This is a genomic window from Paraburkholderia sp. (genome assembly GCF_035948235.1).
Taxonomy (GTDB): Bacteria; Pseudomonadota; Gammaproteobacteria; order Burkholderiales; family Burkholderiaceae; genus Paraburkholderia.
Window position 1 is genome coordinate 38,332 of sequence record NZ_DASZJJ010000085.1, and the last position, 21,448, is coordinate 59,779.

Sequence of the window (21,448 nt, forward strand, 5' to 3'; positions counted from 1 at the left end):
GCCGCGACGGCTCACGTTGTATGACGCGCGCCTGGCAGCATCGTTACAATGCCGGCTGGCTCTTTCACGCGCATCGCTTCATGGCTTCCTCGACCCGATCCTCACGTACCGCTCACTCCACCGAAGCGCCGCCCGCCGCGGCTGGCGACGATGCCGACGTCGAAGCGCAGGTCTACGCTGCCATCAATTCAGCGCTGTTGCAGGGCAAGCTCGCGCCGGGCCAGCAACTGGTCGAGCGCGAACTCGCCGCGGCGTTTGGCTGTACGCGCGGCGCGCTGCGCAAGGTGCTGGCGCGGCTGGGTTTCGAAGGCAAGCTGGTGCTCGCGCCGAATCGCGGCGCGTTTGTGCCGTCGCCATCCGAGGAGGACATTCGCGCCGCTTTCCGGGCGCGTCAGGTGGTGGAGGCGGGCGTGGTCGTGAGCCTGTGCGGCAGACTCGACGCGGGCATGCGCCGCAAGCTCGCCGCGCACGTGCGCAGTGAGAAGAAGGCGTTGCGTGAAGGTCGCGTCGATGAAGCGGTGCGGCTCGCCGGCCAGTTCCATCTGCTGCTGACCGAGCTGGCGGGCGGTGCCGCGCTGGTAGCGGCGCTCGCGCAACTGGTCGCGAAGACGGAGCTTTACAAGGCGCTCTTCGATCCGTCGAAGGCCACCTCATGCGCGAGTGACGAGCACGCGCAGATCATCGCGGCGCTGGAGAGCGGCGAGCAGGCTGCGGCGCTCGCGGCCATGCGCGAACACCTCGACGAAATCGAAGAGCGCATCGCGCGTCAGGCGCGCCTGCGTTCGCAGCACGATCTCAAGGCGGTGTTCGCCATGCGCGCGGATTGAAGGCGCGGCTAGCTGATTTCGGCGACCCGCCGTTTCAGCTCTCTGGACGCCGCCAGCGGAATGCGCGCGTCGTCCCAGGTCGCGAGCCATTCGACTTCTTTGGAAGCGAAAATCTGGCCGTGATTGCGCAGCGCATATTGCAGCGAATCGATGATGTGATTGCGGATGATCTCGGGCGTATGCGGATCGTCGAGTACGGTGCGGAAGGCTTCGAGCGTGGCCATCGCGTGGCTCCAGCGAGTGTGGCAATGCATGCTTTATTGCACGACAAAAAGCCTTGCGCCAGCGCAAAAAAAATCCCGGCATGCGAGTGCACGCCGGTTTATGCTCATTGATCCGGACTGCGTATTAAAAGCGCGGTATCGTTCGTCTGCGACGGCAGGGCGCAGAAAGCGCCGTCGCACGCCACCGCGCGTCATTGCTACACTGGCGGATCATGCAAGACGGTCTTGCGCAATCGACGAGGTAATCACAATGGTGCGTTATCGGCACTACAAGGGCGGAATGTATGAACTCGTTTGCGAGGCGACGCTCGAATCGGATCCGACGGTCACGATGATCGTGTACCGCGCGGCAAACGGCACGATCTGGACGCGGCCGGCTTCGGTGTTCTTCGAACTGGTCGAATTCGAAGGCTCGCTCGTGCCGCGCTTTGCGCCGGTCAACTGATTTTTTCTTTTTTGCTTGAACCGTCCTCGAGGATTTTTCCAAGATGCGTCTTCTGATTGCGCTTATCGTCCCCTGGCTGCTGTTCTTCACGATTGGCCGGCCGATCGCCGGCATCATCTGCCTGATCCTGCAAATCACGCTGATCGGCTGGATTCCGGCCGCCATCTGGGCCGTTTATTCGCTCAGCCAGTATCAGACCGACCGCAAGATCAACGACGCTTTCGGCGGCCGCAACTGAGGCTACACGCGCAGTTACATTCGTAATTCACGCTCACAATTCAGCGAGAACTTCATAACGAATCCTCTTTCTTACATAGTAGAAAGGGGAGCACGTCATGTTGAAAATCGCGCTGATACTGGGTTCCATCACCCTGCTGGCCGGGTGTGCGGTGGCGCCGGGCTATGGCTACGGATACGGCCAACCGGGCTATTACGATTACGGCTACGCGCCGGGGTACGCCGCCCCTGCTTATGGCAGCGTCAATATCGGTGTCTGGGGCGGGGGTGGTGGCGGTGACCATTGGCACGGCGGCGATCATGGCAGGCCGTGGGGTGGCGGTCACGGCGGCTGGCATGGCGGCGGTGGTCACGGCGGCCAATGGGGGCCGTCAGGCGGCGGTCACGATGGTGGAGGCGGCCGTGGCGGTGGTGGGCACGGTGGCGGAGGTCACGGCGGTGGCGGTCGCTAAGCCCGTTAGCCCGTTCACCGGATCGCTCGACTGGCGCCTGACCTGGCGCATAGTGAGTGCCCTCAATTGCTGCCATAAACAATCAGGCCCGCGGCTCGAAAGAGCGGCGGGCCTGATTGCATTGGGCGCTGCAAACAAAATAAAGGCCGCACAAGGCGGCCTTTATTTCGAACCAGTGCTTACTGGCCGGACTGCGAGGTCGAACCAGTCGACGAGCCGTAGGCCGTGTTGGCCTTCTCGGCAGCAACCTTCTGCTCAGCAGCCTGAATGTTTTGCGGATAGTGCATCCAGTCGCTCGGGTCGTAACCGGCAGCACGCAGTTGCGCCAGATCGGCGCGGACTTCGGCGCGCGTGAGGCCTTGCTCTTGCGATTGTGCGTACGAAACAGTCGGGACGGCGACCACTGCGGCGAGGAGCGCAGCTCCAAGAAGCGATTTCATTTCCACTACCTCCGATTTCTTTTTTGAGGGGTTCACGCGATGGCGTAACCCATGGCAGCAATGTATGCGTTCGAAGGCCTAGGGTAAATACTTAGAAAACGAATTCAGTGTTCTCCTGGCGACAACAATCGACGGGAGAAATTGTCTGATTATTTCGTACAGGTAGACAGCACAAGGGAGAGATTTGGGGTCACATTGTTGCGCTGCAGTAAATCGATTATTGCGAAATCCGCAACTGGAATTCGCCGACTTCGGCATATATCCGGATCAAGGGCTTGCCTAGAATCCAGTCAACGCTCGAACACGCGCATCGCGATGCAGCATGCCGGGCGATTCAAACAATTCCGGAGGTCACATCATGAAGTCGCTGATTCAAGCCGTTGTTATCGCCGCAGCCTGCACCGCCCCGCTGGCCGCTTTCGCCCAGTCTGCCGACCAGGGCCTCACGCGCGATCAGGTGCGCGCCCAGCTCGTCGAGTTCCAGCAAACGAGCCGTAATCAGAACGTCGTTGGCGCAGGTAGCGCGGCCGTCACCCAGGGCGACAGCGCCTATGGTGGTGTGAGCAGCACGTCGGCGGCTGGCGCTGGATATGTCTCGGAAGCGGCTCGCCGTGGTCCGCAGTCGGTGTACTTCGGCGGTCAGTAAGATCGCAGTAATATCGATAAGGCCGCTCGAACCTGAGCGGCGGGCGTCCAACGCCCGGTCAGGAAACAGGAAACAAACGGCTCGCGATGCAACGTCGCGGGCCGTTTTTCGTTTTTTAAGGTTTTTTAGCTCAGGACCACTCGGCCTCGGGCACGTCCAGCACGAGGTCCGTTTGCGCGACCGCCACGCAGGTCAGCACGTAACCTTCGGCCTTTTCCTCGCGCGACAGACCCGGCCATTCGATTGTGTAGCGGATTTCGCCGCTCACGAGCCGGCACAGACAGGTGCGGCAGGTGCCGTTGCGGCACAGGCGCGGCAGGCGGATACCCGCAAAACTGGCCGCTTCGAGCAGGGTGAGTTCGGCTGGCGCTTCGAATTCCCCACCTAGCGGCTCTACGCGCACGACCGGCACATGGGCCGCGTCGTTCTCATTTGAGCGGGATTCGGGTGCGTCGGGATTCATAGGCGGGCGTATCGGCAAAGCGTCGCCGCGAAGCTTAACCTGGAACCAGGCGGCGCCCCCGCCGCGTACCTTTAGCGCCGCCGCAAATGCCGATAAACCGTGTTGCGCGCCAGTCCCAGCTCGCGCGCCGCCGCCGAGACATTGCCGCCATGGCGCGAGAGCGTGTCGTCGATCAGGCGCGCCTGCCAGTCGGCCAGACGCGCGGGCGCCGCGTCGGACGCGATATCGGGCATGACGGCTGGCGGATCGGCGGCCAGATCGGGCGCCTGCGCATCTTCGGCACTGTCGCAATCGTCGATCAGATCCTCGGGCAGATGGGCGAGTTCGATGGCGTCCTCGCCTTCGGCCATGATCGCGGCGGTGCGCAGCACGTTGGCGAGCTGGCGCAGGTTGCCGGGCCAGCGGCAACGCATGAAGCAGGCCCGCACCTCGGGCGCGATGCGCGCGGGTGCTTCGGGAATCTCGCGGCGCACGAGCGTCAGCACGCGCGCGACGAGCGCATCCAGATCGCTGCGCGTGGCCAGCGGCGGCAGCGTCACCGCAAGTCCGTTGATGCGGTAATAGAGATCCTCGCGGAAGGTGCCTTCGGCGATCATTGCGCGCAGGTCGCGGTGCGTCGCGCAGACGATGCGCAGATCGACCGGCACAGCACGCGCACCGCCGAGCGGCACCACGGCGCGCTCCTGCAACACGCGCATGAGCCTGACCTGCTGCGCGAGCGGCATGTCGCCGATCTCGTCGAGAAAGAGCGTGCCGCCGTGCGCCTGCTGGATCTTGCCGGGGCTGCCGCGCCGCTTCGCGCCCGTGAACGCGCCGTCTTCGTAGCCGAACAATTCGGCTTCGATCAGCGAATCGGGTAAGGCCGCGCAGTTGAGCGCGACGAAGGGCGCGCTGCGTCGCGGCGAATCCTGGTGCAGCGCCCGCGCGAGCCATTCCTTGCCGGTGCCGGTGCGGCCCAGCACGAGCACCGGGATGTCGCGCCCGCGCACCCGCGCGACGCGCTCGAGCACGGCGGCCATGCGGGCGTCGCCGGTGTCGAGATCGGCGAGTGTCGGCTGCCAGTCGGTGGCGGTCGTGCGCCCGGATTTGTTTTCGCTGCGACCGGCCGATGCGGCGGCCGGCGCAGAAGTCGCGGGCCATGCCGGCTGCGCGCGCGAAACCGTCGCACCGGGAGTGCCCTGCGCGAGCACGCGCACGCCGCTTGGCAGCGTAAGCGTGAGCGGCGTATTCGGGTTGCCGTGCGCCTGCATGAGCCGCTGCAGAAAAGCCGCGAACGGGATGCCGAACAGCGCGTCGAAGCCGCGCTGCTGCAAGGTTGCGAGCGGCGCGCCGAACTGGAACAGCGCACTGCGGTTCGCACACAGCAGCGTGCCGTCGGGCGCGAACGCCGCCAGTCCTTCGTACAGCGTACCGATGAATTCCGCGCGCGCGTGGAATTGCAGGCGCACGGCATCGGCGAATTCGGTGTTGAAGAGATGGTTCTCGATCATCTGCGCCGACATGCGCACGAGCGCCAGCGTGTGTTTGTGAAAGCCGTGCGACTCGCCGCTCACGTCGAGCGCGCCGAGCGTGCGGCCCCACGGATCGGCGATGGGCGCACACGAGCAGGTCAGGATGTGGTTGGCGCGCAGGAAGTGCTCGCTTGCATGGATGGTCGTGGGCTGGCTCTCGACGAGCGCCGTGCCGATCGCATTGGTGCCCCGGTCGCGCTCGGCCCACGACACGCCGGGACGCAGCGCCACGCGGCGCGCCTTCTCGACGAAATCGGTGTCGCCGAGGCTGTGCAGGATCACGCCGTTACGGTCAGTGAGCAACACCATGCTTTCGGTATCGACGATCTGCGCGTGCAGCGCGTCCATCACGGGCCGCGCCTGATGGTAGAGCGTGCGGTTAGCGTCGATCAGATTGCGCAGGTCGGCGCCCGCCAGGGCGTCGAACTCGGGCGTGGCGCTCGCACGCAGGCCCAGCGAGCGCGAGCGCGCATGCGCCTGGGCGATCGCGTCGGCGCGGGCCGCGTCGGGTGCCTTGACGGTGACGGTTGGGCGTCGGGTCACGCGTGTCTCCATGTCTGGCCGGCTGGCGCATGCATTGCGATCCGTTCCGATCCAATCGGAAGCGTTCGAATCCATGCGCGCCGGCTGCTCGTGTCTGCCTGGGCGTGCGCACGTTATCGCTGCTTTGCAGCATGACGAAAACCGATGCGCGCCCGGCAGGTATTCGGTCCATGGTACAGGAAGCCCGGCGCGCGCTGCATCCGGGCAATTGCTGCCCGGCGCGGCGGGCGGGGGCAATTCATCGCAACGGCTGCTTGCCTTTCCGTGCACGGGTGCCAGGATAAATACAGGGACGCGCAACGGCGTTCCGGCGGCGGCGCAATGCGCAGTACGGGGTTTTCAGGGCCGTCGCGGCTCCCTTGCGGAGTGCATCATGGTCCATGGCGAACTGAGGATCCTGGTGGCGGCGCTTGCCGTCTTTGCCGCGCTGGCCGGTCTCGCGCTGGCCATCCACGGTCTGCTCTTCGACGAGCACATCTACGTGGATTACGGCATGGCGATCGTGGCGGGTGGTATCGCCGCATTCGTCGTGATGCTGACAGTCCATCCCAGGGACGTCGAAATCGAACATCACCAGCATCGCGAATCCTGATCGTCGGGCCACGTCGCGCATGCCTGGGCGACGCTGCACTGCATCATCGAAATTGCGCTTGCGCGCGCAACGTGCGCCGCATTCGCTGCCGCAACTCAGACCCAGCTCAGACCCAGCGGACGCTGAAAAACAGGGCCGCGAAGAACATTTCGCGCGTGTGACAAAGTCGACCTTGCCAGCCGCGCGAAGTGTCCTAAAGTGAATCCAATCGACCGCCGCAACGGGTTCGCGAAGCGAGACGTGCGGCGGTCGACATTTTGAACCGCGTGTATGCCGAGGAGGTGCATCGAAAACCGCGGCCCCCGCTCACTTCCTACCCTAAGGCGACTCCCATGAAGATCCTGTTTCCGAACGAGGCCCCTGAATACTCGGGGCGAGAACTGACTTTGGCGTTCCCGGCAATGATCGATGGAGAGAGGGTGGAATGTACGATCACGGCGGCGGCGCTGGAGGATCATTTCGGTGCCGCATCGCCGCGTGCGGAGGACGTGCTGGACGCCTTCGATCATCATCGTGAGCGCATCGAGGCGGTCGCGCGCCGCCTGCTTTCCGAAACGCGCGCGCAGTGCCTGACGCTGCGCAGCGGCTATGTGCGCTTCGTGCAGGCGCACGCGTCCTGAACGGACTGGACAGAGGCCTGACCTGCGGCTGACCGATCAATAGCCCCAGCGACGCCCCGCAACGCTCCGCGCGTTGCGGGGTTTTTGCTTTGAGGGCGCTCAGAGCATGCGTCGCAGCGTGTTGTCGCGGAAGAACACGTGATGCGCGATCGCCGCCAGCGCGTGAATGCCGATCACCCAATAGAAGACATTGCCGATCAACTCGTGCGCATCTTTGATGAGCTTGCGCGCGAGCGGGTCCGGGCCGACCAGCACGATTTGCAGATCGAGGCCGGGCAGCGTGACCGGTTGGCCGCCAGTGTTGACCGTCAGAATGCCGAGCAGCGGCTGCACGAAAATAAACAGATAGAGCGCCAGATGCACGACGCGCGACAGGAAAGTGAGCACGCGGTTGGAGTCGATTTCGTGCGGTGCGCCGCGCCACAGCCGCCAGAGCAGCCGCAGCACAGCCAGCGCCAGCACGGCGGTGCCGGCGCAGTAGTGCACGGTGTTCCAGAGCGTGCGGCTGTCAGAACCCTTGGGTCCGCGGATCTCGATCGCCAGATAAGCGAGTGCGACAAGCAGAAAGATCGCCCAGTGGAAAAAGATGGCGGGCTTCGAATAGCGTTCGGCGGTGGCGGGGAAAGTGGCCAAAAGCGGCTCCTTGGCTCAGCGGCGTAATCATGGGGTGTTCGCATGATAAGGAGTGTGCGCCGCGCTGTGCGCAAGCATGGCCGGAATGTTGACCTCGCTCGCGCTGTTGCAAACGAAACACCAACAAAAACGGGCGGCCCGCAGGCCGCCCGTTCTGGCATCGGATCGGAATCCGCGCGTGGCGCGTGGTGTTTAACCGCCTGCCAGATAGAAGTAGCGGAACAGGAACACCGCCGCGATGAGCCACACGATCAGGCGCACCTGACGCGCACGGCCCGTCAGCAGCTTCAGGCCTGCATACGAGATGAAGCCGAAGGCGACGCCGTTGGCGATCGAGTACGTGAACGGCATGGCCAGCGCGGTGAGCGCGGCGGGCACGACTTCGGTGGCGTCGTCCCACGGCAGGTCGGCGAGTTCGCGCAGCATCAGGCACGACACGTACAGCAGCGCCGGCGCGGTCGCGTAGGCGGGCACCACGCCCGCGAGCGGGGCGATGAACAGACAGGCGAGGAACAGCACGGCGACGGTCAGCGCGGTCATGCCGGTGCGGCCGCCCGCCTGCACGCCCGAGGCGCTTTCGATATAAGCCGTGGTCGACGAAGTGCCGAGCACCGAGCCCGCGAGAATCGCGGTGCTGTCGGCCAGCAGGGCGCGGTTCAGACGGTGCATCTTGCCGTGCACGAGCAGGCCGGCACGGTTCGCCACGCCCATCAGTGTGCCGGTCGCGTCAAACAGTTCGACGAGGAAGAACACCAGCACCACGTTCAGGATTCCGCCCGAGAGCGCGCCCTTGATGTCGAGTTGGCCGAAGGTCGGCGCAATCGACGGCGGCGTCGCGAAGATGCCGTGGAACTGGTTGCCGCCGAAGAAGAACGACAGGATGGTCACGCCGACGATGCCGATCAGGATCGCGCCGCGCACCTTCAGCACGTCGAGCGTGACGATGGCGAAGAAGCCGATGATCGCGAGAATCGTGTGCGGATCGTGCAGATTGCCAAGCTCGACCAGCGTGGCGGGGCTACCGACGATCACGCCCGAGGTCTTGAGCGAGATGATGGCGAGGAACAGGCCGATACCCGAGGTGATCGCCACCCGCAGCGAATGCGGAATCCCGTTGATGATGGCCTCGCGCACGCGCAGCAGCGTGACGACGAAGAACAGGCAGCCCGAGATGAACACGGCGCCAAGTGCGGCCTGCCACGTAAAGCCCATGCCCTTGACCACGGCGTACGCGAAGTACGCATTCAGACCCATGCCGGGTGCGAGCGCGATCGGGTAGTTCGCATAGAGGCCCATGACGATCGACGCCAGCGCCGCGACGAGGCAGGTGGCGACGAAGACGGCTTCCTTGGGCATGCCGGCATCGCCGAGAATCGACGGATTCACGAAGATGATGTAGGCCATCGTAAGAAAGGTCGTGAAACCGGCGAGGACTTCGGTGCGCAGGTTGGTACCTGCTTCCTCGAAGCCGAAATAGCGTTTGATGGCGTCCATGAAGATCGGGCCCTTGAGAGTCGAGCGGGTTGATTTGTTGTGGTGAGCGGCGTCGGCGGGCGGGCGACGGAAGGCGTCGCGGATGCCGGGTCAGGCCGCTACGGGCGGGATTGTAAACAATTGTCCGTCGTGAGCAGAAATGGCAGGGCGAAACGCGTGGAGTCGCTGCAACAATTTGTGCAGCGGCGCGCAGCAATCGTGAAGGTCGATGTGCGCGCAATCAGGACTGACTCAGGTGGTAGTCCGGTGAAAATCGGGTGGCAGTCTGGCGGCAGTCGGGCGGGGGTGAAACAGACAAAGCGGCAACTCCGATCCGCCTGAAAACGCGGATCGACGCTCCCGCCCCGGAAGAAGCGCCCGCAACGGGCGCTTATTGCATCGGCTGCGGCATGCCGCCTGACATACGTGCCGCGCGGCGCGCCGCGACGATGGCGCCTGCGCGCTGGGCGTTTTCGGGGTAGTCGATCCAGTCGAGTGGATCGTAACCAGCCGCGCGCCATTCCGCGAGGTCTGCGCGCACCTGGGCGCGCGTCATCGGGGCCGAGGGATCGTACGGCTGCGCCACTGCCGATACCGATGCCACGCAGCAGGCCGCTGCGAACACGCCAAGCGCGATACGTGAAAGGGAAGTCATGATACGGCCTTTCGTATTAGGGATAACCCTTAAAAGTATAGGCGCTATCTCGATAACTGAAAGGTAAGTTTGAGTAAGGTGCCGTCGCAGGATTGCGGGCAGCGCGCGTGCGCCGATGGCAAGCTCACCGCGCCTTCGCCGCCACCCGCTCGCGCATCTGGCGGTACTCGCTCGGGCGCAAGCCGGTCCACTTGCGAAAGGCGCGGTGAAACGCGCTCGGCTCAGCGAAGCCCACCGACGCAGCGACATCCGCGACGGGGCGCGCCGGGTCCTGCAAGGCCGCCACCGCCAGGTCGCGGCGTAGTTCGTCCTTGATCGACTGGCAGCTATGACCTTCCTGATGCAGACGCCGCCGCAGCGTCGCGGGCGCGACGTTCAGGCGTTGCGCGATGGTGTCGGCGTCCGGCCAGGCGTGGGCGGGCAGCGCGCGCAGCGTACGCCGCACCCGCGCCGCGAACGAGCCAGGGTTGCGATACTTCACGACAAAATTGCCCGGCGCGTTGCGCAGAAAGGCCCGCGCCGAAGCGGCCGTTTGGATCACCGGCAAGTCGAGAAACGCGGGCGCCAGCTCGAACCACGAACCGTCCTGATCAAAGGCGATGTCATCGCAGATCATCGTCTGGTATTCCTCGGCCGCGACCGGCGCCGGGCAGCGAAAGCGCGCCGCGATCACCGGAATGCGCCGTCCCACCAACCAGCTCAGCAGGCCGTAGACGAGGATGAACCAGGTTGCATAGGCGAACATGGCCGGCGCTGGCGCGCCCGCGCGATGATTGAGCGCGATGCGCACGCGCGCCGCGTCGATGTCGATCTCGCCCGCCAGATCGTCGAGCACGAGCCGCATGAAATGCACTGTGCGCTGCAGCGCCTGGCGGCCGGTGCGCGCCCCGAGCGCCGCGTGTGTCATGGCGATAAAGCTGCCGCTTTTCATCGCGTGCGAATCCTGGCCGAAGAACTCGTCGTCGAGTGCGCGCGCGATGCCCGCCCATAACGCGCCGTATTGCGCGGCGCTTACGCGTGTCTGGGCGTCGAGGGCGATGCCCGCCGCCTGCGCGATGGGTGTCACGTCCAGCCCGCGCGCACGCGCGAGCGCAATCGTCTCGTGCACGAGGCTCATCGCGATCGTGCCTTTTTCGCTCACTTTGCTGGTTTTCCCTGGCTGCACGAACAGGCCTTTGACGGGGTTGCCGAAGCGTTCATGGTAAATCAGCTCAGTCTATTTGAGCGTGGCGGGCATCGAATCCGCACGCGCTCCTGCCTACACTTTTCAGGAGCCTTGCGGCGGGCGCCGCGCCGCGCGACAGTGGCGAATAACGGCAATCCGGCACGCAGCGATGCAGACATAGACCCAGAAACGGGCCGAGGAAGGAGACACAGATGGACGAGTTCTATACCGACGATCAGCGAATGATCCGCGATGCCGCGCGTGATTTCTCCAGCGAGCGCCTCGCGCCGAACGCGGCGCAATGGGACCGCGAAGGCAAGCTGCCCGATGAAGTCGTCGCGCAACTGGGCGAGCTGGGTTTTCTCGGCATGATCGTGCCGCAAGAGCAGGGCGGCTCTTACACCGATTACGTGGCCTACGCGCTCGCGATGGAGGAAATCGCCGCGGGCTGCGCTTCGTGCGCGACGCTCGTGAGCGTGCACAACTCGGTGGGCTGCGGCCCGATCCTGCAGTACGGCAGCGACGCGCAGAAGGACCGCTGGCTCGCAAAACTGGCGAGCGGCGAGATGATCGGCGCGTTCTGCCTGACCGAGCCGCAGGCCGGTTCCGAAGCCAACAATCTGCGCACGCGCGCTGAGCTGCGCGACGGCAAATGGGTGCTCAACGGCAACAAGCAGTTCGTGACCAACGGCTCGCGCGCCAGCCTTGCGATCGTGTTCGCCGTGACCGATGCCGATGCGGGCAAGCGTGGTCTGTCGGCCTTCGTCGTGCCCACCGACACGCCCGGTTTCAACGTCGGGCCGCCCGAAAAAAAGATGGGTATCCGCGCGTCGGACACCTGCCCGATTTCGCTGGTCGATTGCGCGATTCCCGAGGCGAATCTGCTCGGCCAGCGCGGCGAAGGGCTCAAGATCGCGCTGTCGAATCTGGAGGGGGGGCGTATCGGCATCGCGGCGCAGGCGTTGGGCATTGCGCGCGCGGCTTTCGATGCGGCGCGTACTTATGCGCACGAGCGCGTGCAGTTTGGTGAGGCGATCATCGGCCATCAGAGCGTCGCGAACATGCTGGCGGATATGCACACGCGCATCAATGCCGCGCGCCATCTGGTGCATCATGCGGCGCGGCTGCGCTCGCTGGGCAAGCCCTGTCTTTCGGAGGCTTCGCAGGCCAAGCTTTATGCGTCCGAAATGGCCGAGGAAGTCTGCTCGCACGCGATCCAGATACACGGCGGCTATGGTTACCTCAACGACTATCCGGTCGAGCGTCATTATCGCGACGCGCGCATCACGCAGATTTACGAAGGCACGAGCGAAGTGCAGCGCATGGTGATTGCGCGGCAGCTGTGAAATAAAAACGAGGCGCCATCGCGCCGCATATCAGCTCGGCACGGGGCTGCACCAGGCGCTAACGCGCCAGGTGCAGCCGACGTGCTCTGCATGGGATCAGAGTAAGCGCTAAAGCGCCAACTCTGATCGACAGGAGACGACGATGACAAGGTTCACCCCTTCCGCGCAGGCCTTCATCGAAGCGCGCGATCTGCTGCAGCGACACCGCACCGACTACGAGCGCGCTTACGCGGAATTCGCGTGGCCGCAACTCGACACGTTCAACTGGGCGCTCGATTATTTCGATGTGATCGCGCGCGGCAACGACAGCCGGGCGCTCTGGATCGTCGACGATCTCGCGCACGGCGGCACGAAATATTCGTATGCGCAGATGTCCGAACGCTCCTCGCGCATGGCGAACTTTCTGCGCGAGCAGGGCGTTGGGCGCGGCGATCGTCTGCTGTTGATGCTGCCCAATCGCGTCGAACTCTGGGACGTGATGCTCGCGGCGATGAAACTGGGCGCCGTGGTGCTGCCCGCCACCACGCAACTTTCGCCCGATGACGTGCGTGAGCGCGTCGAAGCGGGCGGTGCGAGTTTCGTCGTGGTCGATGCCGCCGAACTCGCGAAATTCGACGCGCTGGACGAAAACGTGAAGCGCATTGCCGTTGGCGCGTCGCGCGAAGGCTGGATCGATCTTTCGCAGGCCTATTCATCGAACGTGTTCTTCGAACCCGATGGTCCCACGCGCGCCACCGATCCGCTGCTGCTTTACTTCACGTCCGGCACGACCTCCAAGCCGAAGCTCGTCGAGCACACGCATCAAAGCTATCCCGTCGGCCATCTTTCGACGATGTACTGGATCGGCCTGATGCCGGGCGACGTCCACTGGAACATCAGCTCGCCGGGTTGGGCCAAGCATGCGTGGAGTTGCTTCTTCGCGCCGTGGAATGCACAGGCCTGCGTGTTCGTCTACAACTACGCGCGCTTCGTGCCGAAGGACACGCTCGCCGCGCTCGTGCAGTGCGGCGTGACCACGCTCTGTGCGCCGCCCACGGTCTGGCGCATGCTGGTCCAGGAGCCGCTGGCCAGCCATGCGGTAAAGCTGCGTGAAATCGTCGGCGCGGGCGAGCCGCTCAATCCCGAGATCATCGAGCGCGTGCGCCACGCGTGGGACATCACGATCCGCGACGGCTACGGGCAGACCGAAACCACCTGCCAGATCGGCAATTCGCCGGGCCAGCCCGTGGTGGCCGGTTCGATGGGGCGGCCGCTGCCGGGTTATCGCGTCGAACTGGTCGATCCCGACGATCAACCCGTGAGCGAAGGCGAAATCGCCCTGCCGCTGGCGCAGCGTCCGCTGGGCCTGATGACGGGTTACGCAAACAACGCGAAGGCCAGCGAGTACGCCACGCGCAACGGCTATTACCACACCTCCGACGTGGCGCTACGCCGCGACGATGGTTACTTCGTCTACGTGGGCCGTGCCGACGATGTATTCAAGTCGTCCGACTATCGTCTGAGCCCGTTCGAGCTGGAAAGCGTGTTGATCGAACACGAAGCGATCGCCGAAGCCGCCGTCGTGCCAAGCCCCGACGAACTGCGGCTTTCCGTGCCCAAAGCTTTCGTGATCGTGCGTCAGGGGTTCGAGGCCGGTCCCGATCTCGCCCGCGAGGTGTTCCGCTTCTCGCGCGAAAAACTAGCCCCGTACAAGCGCATTCGCCGTCTGCAGTTCAGCGATCTGCCAAAAACGATCTCCGGCAAGATCCGCCGCGTGGAGTTGCGTCGCCGGGAAATGGAACGCACGGCCGAGCCCGCACGCCAGCCCGACGAGTACTGGGAAGAAGATTTCCCTGAGCTGCGCTGAAATCAGGACGGAGTCCGAAATGATCGAATTCGAGTACCTCCACGAGGGCGCGGTGGCGCTTGTCACGCTCGCTCGGCCGCCTGTGAACGCCTTTACTATCGACGGTCTGCGCCAGCTTCAGCAGGTGATCGAAACCTTCAATCGCGAGGCGCGCGTGCGCGCCATCGTCATCACGGGGCAGGGGCCGAAGTTTTTCAGCGCGGGCGCCGATCTCACTGCGTTCGCCGACGGCGACCGCGCTGTGGCGCGCGAAGCGGCCAGCGCGTTTGGCGCGGCATTCGAAACGCTGCAGAACGCGCGCGCCGTCGTGATTGCGGCGATCAACGGCTATGCGATGGGCGGCGGCCTGGAATGCGCGCTCGCCTGCGATATCCGCATTGCCGAAGAGCACGCACAACTGGCGCTGCCCGAACCGGCCGTCGGCCTGTTGCCGTGCGGTTGTGGTACGCAGACGCTGCCCTGGCTCGTCGGCGAAGGCTGGGCCAAGCGCATCATTCTCACCGGCGAGCGCGTGGACGCCGCCACGGCGCTGCGCATCGGCCTGGTCGAAGAAGTGGTGCCGCAGGGCGGCGCGCGCGAAGCGGCGCTCGTCATGGCCGCTCGCGTGGCCACGCTCAGTCCGCAGGCGGTGACGTCGAGCAAGGCGCTCATCCATCAGGCGCGCAATGGTGTGCCGCGCAGCGCGGCGCTGGCGGTCGAGCGCGAGCGCATGCTCGACCTGTTCGAATCGCCCAATCAGCGCGAAGGCGTCAATGCGTTCCTGGAAAAGCGCAAGCCGAACTGGCATTTTGAAACGGAGAACTAAGGAATGAATGCAATACCCGCTTCCACGCAGACCGCAGTGCAGGCCGAAGCCGATGTGCTGTTTCGCGTGGTCAACCGCGTCGCGATCATCACGCTGAACCGTCCGGCCGCGCTCAATGCGCTCTCGCATGCGATGGTGCGCGAGATCGCCGCCATGCTCGAACGCGTGCGCCGCGACGACGCCATCGTTGCACTGGTGCTGAAGGGCGCAGGGCCGAAGGGCTTTTGCGCGGGCGGCGACGTGCGGGCGATCGACCGGCTGGCGCGCGCGGGCGAGCGCCTGGGCGAGGACGGCTGGCAGCAGTTTTTCGTCGATGAATACCGGCTCGACTATGCGCTGCACACCTTCGAAAAGCCGCTCGTCGCGCTGCTGGACGGCGTGACGATGGGCGGCGGCATGGGGCTCGGACAGGCGGCCGCGCTGCGCGTGGCGACTTCGCGCACGAAGATCGCCATGCCCGAGACGCGCATCGGCCTGCTGCCCGATGTGGGCGCAACGCACTTCCTGGCGAAAATGCCGGTGGAGACGGAGCTTTACGTGGGTCTCACTGGCGCGATGCTGAATGGCGCGGACGCGCTTCACTGCAATCTCGCCGATCTTTGCGTGCCCGGCGAATGGCTCGACGGTTACGAAGCGCGCCTTGCACAGACGCATTTCGACGGCAATGTGCGCGACACGCTGCGGCGCGTGTTCGATGCGCCGTGTCAGGACGTTCATACGAACGAGAGCGCCTTGAGCAGGAACGCGGCGTTGATCGTGCAGCACTTCGATCGCCGCAAACCGGTCGTCGAGATCGTCGCGTCATTGCGCGCCGCGCTCGAACGCGAACCGTCCGAAGCCGATCGCGCCTGGCTCGAAGCTTCGCTCGAAGCGCTCACGCATTATTCGCCGACGATGCTCGAAGTCACGCGCGAAGCCTTGCTGCGCGGACGCCAACTGACGCTCGCGGAGAGCTTCCGGATGGAGCTCGGGATCGTTGCGCGCGCAATCGAAGAGGGCGACTTCTGCGAGGGCGTGCGCGCGCACCTCATCGACAAGGACCGCAAGCCACGCTGGGCGCCCGCGACGCTCGCCGAAGTGCGCGATGAACGCGTGCAGCAGTTCCTTTGCTCGCCGTGGCGTAGTCAGACGCATCCGCTCGCGGATCTGGGCGCGTGAAGTTCTGCAGAGGTGTCAGTCCGACGCTTCGCGCGCCGCGCTCGGGTCGCGCAGGGCCGCGAGGCGGCGCTGGCGCTCTTCATCCGATAACCGGGGCGACCGGCCAGCCGCCGCGCCGCGCGCGGGCCGTTGCGCACGCGCGAGCAGGCGCAGCGTCGCCACCGATCCGGCGATGGCCAGCAGCATCGGAATCGCCAGATCGTGGTTCACGTGCGTGAACTCCAGCATCAACACCGTGGCGGTCAAAGGCATCTGCATCGATGCGGCGAGAAACGCCGCCGCGCCCACGATCGCAAACGCGCCCGCCGCGAGTCCCGGCCACACATGATTGAGGAGGCCCGCGATCACGATCGCGAGCAGCGCGCCGTTCGTGAGCCCCGGCGTGAGCAGGCCGCCCTTGGCGCCCGCGCGCAGCGTCGTCGTCGTGACGAGGACCTTGAGCACCAGCAGCGTGGCCGCAAGGCCAATGCCGAGGTTATCGTCGAAGCTCAATCCCGCCGGGCCTTTTCCATTGCCCAGCAACTGCGGAAACCAGATCGCCAGCACGCCAATCGCCGCAAAATTCAGCACTGAATAAACCGGTAAGCGCCAATCCCTTGGTGACGCGTCGCGCGCGCGGCTTGTCAGGCGCGTAAAGACATGCGCCGCCGCGCCAAACAGTGGCCCGCACAGCACCGACCACACCACCAGTTGCGCGTTGATCGTGTAGGCGGGCACGTGATACTGCTGCTCGTCGCCCAGGCCAATCCAGGCGACTACGGCCGCAATCGCCGATGTCGTGATCGCGGGCACCGCCGCCGACCAGCCGAAGGTGCCCAGCAGCACTTCGAGCACGAACACCGCACCGCCCAGCGGCACGTTGTATACGGCGGCCAGACCCGCGCCCGCGCCGCACGCAATCATCACGCGGCGCTCGGCGGCGGTCAGGCCTGTGCGTCGCGCAAGCCAGCTTGCGATCACGGCGCCGATCTCGCGCGGCGCGACTTCGCGTCCTAGCGGCGAGCCCATCGCCACCGTCACGATCTGCAGCAGCGCATGCACGGTAGTCGACACCATCGGCATGCGCGGGCCGCCCGGTTTGATCGCCGCGCTGATGCTCACGAGCGCACGCCCGTAGCGGTAAAGCGCCCACCAGCCCACGCCGCCGATCAAGCCGCACGCCGCCAGCACGGCCACGCGCCGCCACGGCGCGGTGCCCGTCACGCCTTCCAGAAAGCTCTCGTTGCCGATCAGATGCGCCTGGCTGTAGCCGTAGGCGAAGTGCTGGATCGCATGCAGCAGCATCGCGAGCAGCATGCCGCCCAGGCCTGCGCCGATGCCGGTGAGCACAGTCACTACGGCGAGCGTCACGAGCGGACTGCGCGCGGGCGGTCGTTCGGTGTCGGGTCGGGCGCGGGAGCGTGGAGCGGGATCGATGGGTAACACGGCAGGAGCGGCAGTAGAGGAAAGGCGCTGCGGTCTGGCAACACGCGCTAATTGTAGCGACGGTGTCGCGACGGCGTTGTCGCGCCAGCAACGAAAACGCCCGCCGCGCGCAAGGCACGGCGGGCGTTGCAAGCGCGTGCTCGAAATCGCTTACAGGTAGCTGCAGACGTAGTCGAGCGTCTCGGTCACTTCGATATCGAAGCGGCTCTTGCCCGGCACCGAGAACGACTCGCCCGCGCCGTAGCTCTTCCACTCGTCGCTACCGTCCAGACGGATACGGCACTTGCCGGCCTGCACTTCCATCAGTTCCGGCGCGTCGGTGCCGAAGTTGAGCTGGCACGGCAGGATCACGCCGAGCGTCTTGCGGCTGCCGTCGGCGAACAGCACGGTGTGCGACACGCACTTGCCGTCGAAATAGACGTTGGCGCGTTTGATAACGGAAACCTGGTCGAATTGTGCTGCAGCCGTCATGGCGGTCTTCCTCTGGAACGTTCGTGAATGGATGCCTTCGCGCCGCCGGGCGCGTCCTTCTGCTCGCCGCGCGCCCAGTGCGAGAGCGCCATCATACCGGCCCGAAGGCGGGCGGCGTAGCGCTCAATATCGCCATTCGCAGGGCGCATGGACCGCCCTCGCGGCGTCGAGCCTCGTCATTCTGTCAACGAAATCCTACGAATACCCCTTTTAATTGTTTACATGATTGTGACGATTAATTACAATTGCTGAAGCGAATGAGAAACATTCGCATTCTCAAAAACGACAACACCCAGGCATCTCCTGGCGCGGTGGACGCATAACGTCCCGCGGCGCACAGGCGTGCGCCTTCGATCAAACCGCCCAAACCATGTCCGTCATCTTCCCGACGCGGATGCGCACAGTCGCGTCCGTAGCAGCCCTGTATTGCTCCGGTTTCTTCGCAACGCAAGCGGCCCACGCCCAGGCTGCGCCCGCGGCGCCTGCTGTTCCGGCCTCGTCGAGCGCCGCTAGCGCAAAGGCTTCGTCCAATGCCACGCAAGGCGCCACCGAGGCCACGCTGCCCGCCGTCAAGGTCAGTTCGTCGGCGCCTTCCGAGATGCAGACGAAGTCGCTGTCCTCGTACAAGTTCACCTCGCCGCTCATCGACACGCCGCGCTCGGTCACGGTGATTCCGCAGGAAGTGCTCAAGCAGAAGAACGTCTCGACCTTCGAGGACGCGCTGCGCACGGTGCCCGGCATCACCTTCCTGGGCGGCGACGCGGCGGCCAATCCGTCGGCGGACCGCCCGGTGATTCGCGGCTTCGAATCGCGCAATTCGATCTTCGTGGACGGCATGCGCGATTCGGGCGTGCAGAACCGCGAGACCTTCGACGTCGAAAATATCAGCGTCGTGAAGGGCCCGGATTCGGTGTACGCGGGGCGCGGCTCGGTGGGCGGCAGCATCGACATCACCACCAAAACGCCGACTGCCGATAACTTCATCAATGGCAGCGTCGGTCTGGGCACGGACAGCTTCCGCCGCGCGACCGTCGACTGGAACCAGAAGATCAACGACACCAGCGCGTTCCGCCTGAATGTCATGGGTCACGATTCCGATGTGGCGGGTCGCACCAATGTCTACAGCAAACGCTGGGGCGTGGCGCCGTCGATCGCGTTCGGCCTGAATTCGCCGACCACGGTGACGCTGAGCTACTACCACCTGAACACCTACGACATGCCCGACTTCAGCGTGCCGTTCCGCTCCACGGGCGGAACGCCGATCTCGAGCAATCGCAGCCAGTTTTATGGGCTGAACTCGCGCGACTATCGCCGTGGCCAGAACGACACCGGCGAAGTGAAGGTCGAGCACCGCATCAACGACGCCTGGAAGATCAAGAACACCACGATGTTCGGCCGCTCGACGCTGGACTACATCGCGACCAATCCGCAGCTCACCAGCGCGACCTCGAACATCCTCAGCCTGCAGGCCAAGAGCGGCAAATACGCGACCAACAGCGTGTCGAACCAGACCGAAGCGAACGGCAAGTTCGACCTCTATGGCATGCGCCACACGCTCACGGCGGGCGTGGAGTTCAGCCACGAGCAGGACCTCTACGAGGGCTATCTCGTGACGGATTCGGCGGGCAACAATATCCGCTCGGGCGGCCCGTGCTCGATCGCGTACAACTGCACGTCGGTCAACGCCTGGAACCCGAACAACCCGTGGACCGGCAGCATCCTGCTCAACGGCGACAAGAGCTTCCCGGGACCGGCTACGCACACGCGCACGAATATCGCGTCGGCGTATCTGTTCGACAGCGTGCAACTGTCCGACCGCTGGATCTTCAATGCGGGCATGCGTTTCGATCGTTACGACGTGAATGCGCAGCAGCAGGGCGTCGCCGATCTGAGCAACACGTCGAATCTGTTCAGCTACCAGTTTGGCCTTGTTTTCAAGCCGATTCATACGGTGAGCCTGTACGCGTCGTACGGTACGTCGTCGAATCCGCCGGGTTCGAACTCGGGTCTCGGCGGTGGCACCGACCAGATCACGGCCACCAACCAGGATCTCGCGCCGGAGCGCTCGCGCAACATCGAAGTGGGTGCGAAGTGGGACGTGCTCGACCAACGCCTGTCGCTGACCACGGCGCTGTTCCAGACCGACAAGACCAATGCGCGCGTGAGCGACGGCCTGGGCGGTACGATCAACGCAGGCTCGCAGCGCGTGCGCGGCTTCGAGTTTGGCTTCGCGGGCAACGTGACGAACAAGTGGGCGGTTTTCGGCGGTTACTCGTATCTGGATGCGATCACGACCAATGCCGGACCGACCACGCCGCAGAATTCGGGCTTGCCGATGGTGATGGTGCCCAAGCACAACTTCACGCTGTGGACGAGCTACGACGTGTTGCCGAAGCTCACGTTGGGCGCGGGTGCGACGGTGTCGAGCCTGACTTATGCGTCGGTGTCGTCGACTTCGCGCAAGTGGACGCCGGGGTATGCGCGATTCGATGCTTCGGCCACGTGGCGCGTTTCGAAGAAGGTCGATCTGCAGCTTAACGTAAATAATATCTTCGATAAGCAGTACTACCAGAGTGCGTACCCGATTTACGCGACGTGGGCGCCGGGCCGCTCGGCGGTTGTGACGCTGAATTTCTATCAGTAAGCGTGTGAGTGATGCGGTAGGTTGAAAAGAGGCGCCTGATGTTTGGGCGTCTCTTTTTGTATGGGAATGCGCTGTCGTTTAGGAATTCTCTTGTAGCGATTTAGCTCAAATAGGCTAAAAGTGTCGGGTAGTGCGAGCGTAGCTTGCGTTACGGGGGACCATGCTCATGAGAGACAACACAACTGGCCGTGAAATGGCGCGCCAGGGCGATACGACAGACCACGGCGGCGAAATAATCGACGGTGCGCCCGATCGGACCCATATGGGCAGACGCATCGCTATGGACGGCGACCGCGTGTCGTGTCCAAAGTGCGATGGCGTTTTTAATATCATCGCCACTAGCAGAAACACCCACAACGGAAAGCGCATTGCTTATCTGGGCGACAAGACGACATGCGGCGCAACCCTGCAAGAAGCGCGCGCATGAACCGCTCGATCCCTGCCGCCGTGTTCTCCACGCTCACCATCCAGGGGCAGGCGCTGCCCGGCGACCTCGCCGTGCGGCGCCTGCATGGAAACGAAGGTACGGGGCGACTTTTTTATTACCGCGTCGAAGTAGTTGCGCCGCATGCGGAGTCTGCGCCGGAGTTTTTGATGAATCCGGCTCTGGAACTGGACCAGATAAGAGGGACCTTCGCGACCGTTGCGATCAATCTGGAAAATATCGACCTTAGTGCGCCGATATTACGTGGTGCGGGCGTGCGGGAGATAGGCGGACTCATTACGGAAATCCGCGTGCTGGGTGTCGAGAAGAACGCTGTCGTCTACGAATTCACGCTGCGCCCATCGGTATGGCCGGCGACGCTACGCCAGAATTCGCGTACATG

24 protein-coding genes are annotated in these 21,448 nt (G+C 64.4%); 14 read left to right on the top strand and 10 right to left on the bottom strand.

Annotated features, from left to right (window positions below; genetic code table 11):
- Positions 1–80 precede the first annotated feature (80 nt).
- Complete coding sequence (locus VG320_RS06980) at positions 81–827, top strand: GntR family transcriptional regulator (protein ID WP_327199400.1); 747 nt, start codon at positions 81–83, stop codon at positions 825–827.
- An 8-nt stretch (positions 828–835) separates the two neighbouring features.
- On the opposite strand, the gene VG320_RS06985 is transcribed toward VG320_RS06980, so the two are convergent.
- Complete coding sequence (locus tag VG320_RS06985) at positions 836–1,051, bottom strand: hypothetical protein (protein WP_327199401.1); 216 nt, start codon at positions 1,049–1,051, stop codon at positions 836–838.
- A 250-nt stretch (positions 1,052–1,301) separates the two neighbouring features.
- Between VG320_RS06985 and VG320_RS06990 the strand changes: the two genes are divergently transcribed.
- The 3 genes from VG320_RS06990 to VG320_RS07000 all read left to right on the top strand — a co-directional run bounded on the left by VG320_RS06990 (position 1,302) and on the right by VG320_RS07000 (position 2,185).
- Positions 1,302–1,496, top strand: coding sequence for a DUF1653 domain-containing protein (locus VG320_RS06990; RefSeq protein ID WP_327199402.1), 195 nt, complete (start codon positions 1,302–1,304; stop codon positions 1,494–1,496).
- A gap of 43 nt (positions 1,497–1,539) precedes the next feature.
- Positions 1,540–1,734 (top strand): YqaE/Pmp3 family membrane protein, encoded by a 195-nt coding sequence (locus VG320_RS06995; RefSeq protein ID WP_327199403.1) that lies wholly within the window; start codon positions 1,540–1,542, stop codon positions 1,732–1,734.
- Positions 1,735–1,831: 97 nt separating this feature from the next.
- Positions 1,832–2,185 carry a hypothetical protein gene (locus tag VG320_RS07000; RefSeq protein ID WP_327199404.1) on the top strand — a complete coding sequence of 118 codons (354 nt, stop codon included), beginning with the start codon at positions 1,832–1,834 and terminating at the stop codon, positions 2,183–2,185.
- A gap of 179 nt (positions 2,186–2,364) precedes the next feature.
- Here VG320_RS07000 and VG320_RS07005 read toward each other — a convergent pair whose 3' ends face one another.
- Positions 2,365–2,625: a DUF4148 domain-containing protein gene (locus VG320_RS07005; protein WP_327199405.1), complete on the bottom strand. Its 261-nt coding sequence runs from the start codon at positions 2,623–2,625 to the stop codon at positions 2,365–2,367.
- 358 nt (positions 2,626–2,983) lie between these two features.
- On the opposite strand from VG320_RS07005, the gene VG320_RS07010 reads away from it, so the two are divergent.
- Positions 2,984–3,271, top strand: coding sequence for a DUF4148 domain-containing protein (locus tag VG320_RS07010; RefSeq protein ID WP_327199406.1), 288 nt, complete (start codon positions 2,984–2,986; stop codon positions 3,269–3,271).
- A gap of 130 nt (positions 3,272–3,401) precedes the next feature.
- Here the strand turns inward: VG320_RS07010 and VG320_RS07015 are convergent, their stop codons facing one another.
- Together VG320_RS07015 and VG320_RS07020 are read right to left on the bottom strand one after the other, a co-directional pair.
- The gene (locus VG320_RS07015; protein WP_327199407.1) at positions 3,402–3,734 is read right to left on the bottom strand and encodes a 2Fe-2S iron-sulfur cluster-binding protein; all 333 of its coding nucleotides are present in this window, start codon (positions 3,732–3,734) and stop codon (positions 3,402–3,404) included.
- Positions 3,735–3,805: 71 nt separating this feature from the next.
- Entirely contained in the window at positions 3,806–5,788 is a 1,983-nt protein-coding gene (locus VG320_RS07020; protein WP_327199408.1) for a sigma-54-dependent Fis family transcriptional regulator, read from the bottom strand.
- A 373-nt stretch (positions 5,789–6,161) separates the two neighbouring features.
- On the opposite strand from VG320_RS07020, the gene VG320_RS07025 reads away from it, so the two are divergent.
- Together VG320_RS07025 and VG320_RS07030 are read left to right on the top strand one after the other, a co-directional pair.
- On the top strand, positions 6,162–6,380 hold the full coding sequence (locus tag VG320_RS07025) for a DUF2964 family protein (protein ID WP_327199409.1): 219 nt from the start codon (positions 6,162–6,164) through the stop codon (positions 6,378–6,380).
- 332 nt (positions 6,381–6,712) lie between these two features.
- Positions 6,713–7,000: a DUF1488 domain-containing protein gene (locus tag VG320_RS07030; RefSeq protein WP_103703176.1), complete on the top strand. Its 288-nt coding sequence runs from the start codon at positions 6,713–6,715 to the stop codon at positions 6,998–7,000.
- Positions 7,001–7,099: 99 nt separating this feature from the next.
- On the opposite strand, the gene VG320_RS07035 is transcribed toward VG320_RS07030, so the two are convergent.
- The 4 genes from VG320_RS07035 to VG320_RS07050 form a co-directional block, all read right to left on the bottom strand.
- Positions 7,100–7,633 carry a cytochrome b gene (locus tag VG320_RS07035; RefSeq protein WP_327199410.1) on the bottom strand — a complete coding sequence of 178 codons (534 nt, stop codon included), beginning with the start codon at positions 7,631–7,633 and terminating at the stop codon, positions 7,100–7,102.
- Between the two features lie 192 nt (positions 7,634–7,825).
- Positions 7,826–9,127 carry an NCS2 family permease gene (locus VG320_RS07040; RefSeq protein ID WP_327199411.1) on the bottom strand — a complete coding sequence of 434 codons (1,302 nt, stop codon included), beginning with the start codon at positions 9,125–9,127 and terminating at the stop codon, positions 7,826–7,828.
- 370 nt (positions 9,128–9,497) lie between these two features.
- Entirely contained in the window at positions 9,498–9,761 is a 264-nt protein-coding gene (locus VG320_RS07045) for a DUF4148 domain-containing protein (protein ID WP_327199412.1), read from the bottom strand.
- Between the two features lie 124 nt (positions 9,762–9,885).
- Positions 9,886–10,878, bottom strand: a complete 993-nt coding sequence (locus VG320_RS07050) for an AraC family transcriptional regulator (protein ID WP_327199421.1) — start codon at positions 10,876–10,878, stop codon at positions 9,886–9,888.
- A 260-nt stretch (positions 10,879–11,138) separates the two neighbouring features.
- Here VG320_RS07050 and VG320_RS07055 point away from each other — a divergent pair, with 260 nt between their 5' ends.
- From VG320_RS07055 to VG320_RS07070, 4 genes are all read left to right on the top strand, one after another.
- A complete protein-coding gene (locus VG320_RS07055; protein ID WP_327199413.1) occupies positions 11,139–12,272 on the top strand; it encodes an acyl-CoA dehydrogenase family protein in 1,134 nt (377 codons plus the stop codon).
- Positions 12,273–12,414: 142 nt separating this feature from the next.
- Positions 12,415–14,118, top strand: coding sequence for an AMP-binding protein (locus VG320_RS07060; protein WP_327199414.1), 1,704 nt, complete (start codon positions 12,415–12,417; stop codon positions 14,116–14,118).
- Between the two features lie 19 nt (positions 14,119–14,137).
- Entirely contained in the window at positions 14,138–14,923 is a 786-nt protein-coding gene (locus VG320_RS07065) for an enoyl-CoA hydratase (RefSeq protein WP_327199415.1), read from the top strand.
- Positions 14,924–14,926: 3 nt separating this feature from the next.
- The gene (locus VG320_RS07070; RefSeq protein ID WP_327199416.1) at positions 14,927–16,081 is read left to right on the top strand and encodes an enoyl-CoA hydratase/isomerase family protein; all 1,155 of its coding nucleotides are present in this window, start codon (positions 14,927–14,929) and stop codon (positions 16,079–16,081) included.
- Between the two features lie 15 nt (positions 16,082–16,096).
- On the opposite strand, the gene VG320_RS07075 is transcribed toward VG320_RS07070, so the two are convergent.
- Together VG320_RS07075 and VG320_RS07080 are read right to left on the bottom strand one after the other, a co-directional pair.
- The gene (locus VG320_RS07075) at positions 16,097–17,431 is read right to left on the bottom strand and encodes a chloride channel protein (protein ID WP_414695988.1); all 1,335 of its coding nucleotides are present in this window, start codon (positions 17,429–17,431) and stop codon (positions 16,097–16,099) included.
- Between the two features lie 225 nt (positions 17,432–17,656).
- The gene (locus VG320_RS07080) at positions 17,657–17,977 is read right to left on the bottom strand and encodes a pyrimidine/purine nucleoside phosphorylase (protein WP_027816991.1); all 321 of its coding nucleotides are present in this window, start codon (positions 17,975–17,977) and stop codon (positions 17,657–17,659) included.
- Positions 17,978–18,347: 370 nt separating this feature from the next.
- Between VG320_RS07080 and VG320_RS07085 the strand changes: the two genes are divergently transcribed.
- The 3 genes from VG320_RS07085 to VG320_RS07095 all read left to right on the top strand — a co-directional run.
- A complete protein-coding gene (locus VG320_RS07085) occupies positions 18,348–20,621 on the top strand; it encodes a TonB-dependent siderophore receptor (protein ID WP_327199417.1) in 2,274 nt (757 codons plus the stop codon).
- 166 nt (positions 20,622–20,787) lie between these two features.
- Positions 20,788–21,048, top strand: a complete 261-nt coding sequence (locus tag VG320_RS07090; protein ID WP_327199418.1) for a PAAR domain-containing protein — start codon at positions 20,788–20,790, stop codon at positions 21,046–21,048.
- A partial coding sequence (locus VG320_RS07095; RefSeq protein WP_327199419.1) for a contractile injection system protein, VgrG/Pvc8 family occupies positions 21,045–21,448 on the top strand: 404 nt, incomplete at its 3' end. The genes VG320_RS07090 and VG320_RS07095, both read left to right, overlap by 4 nt.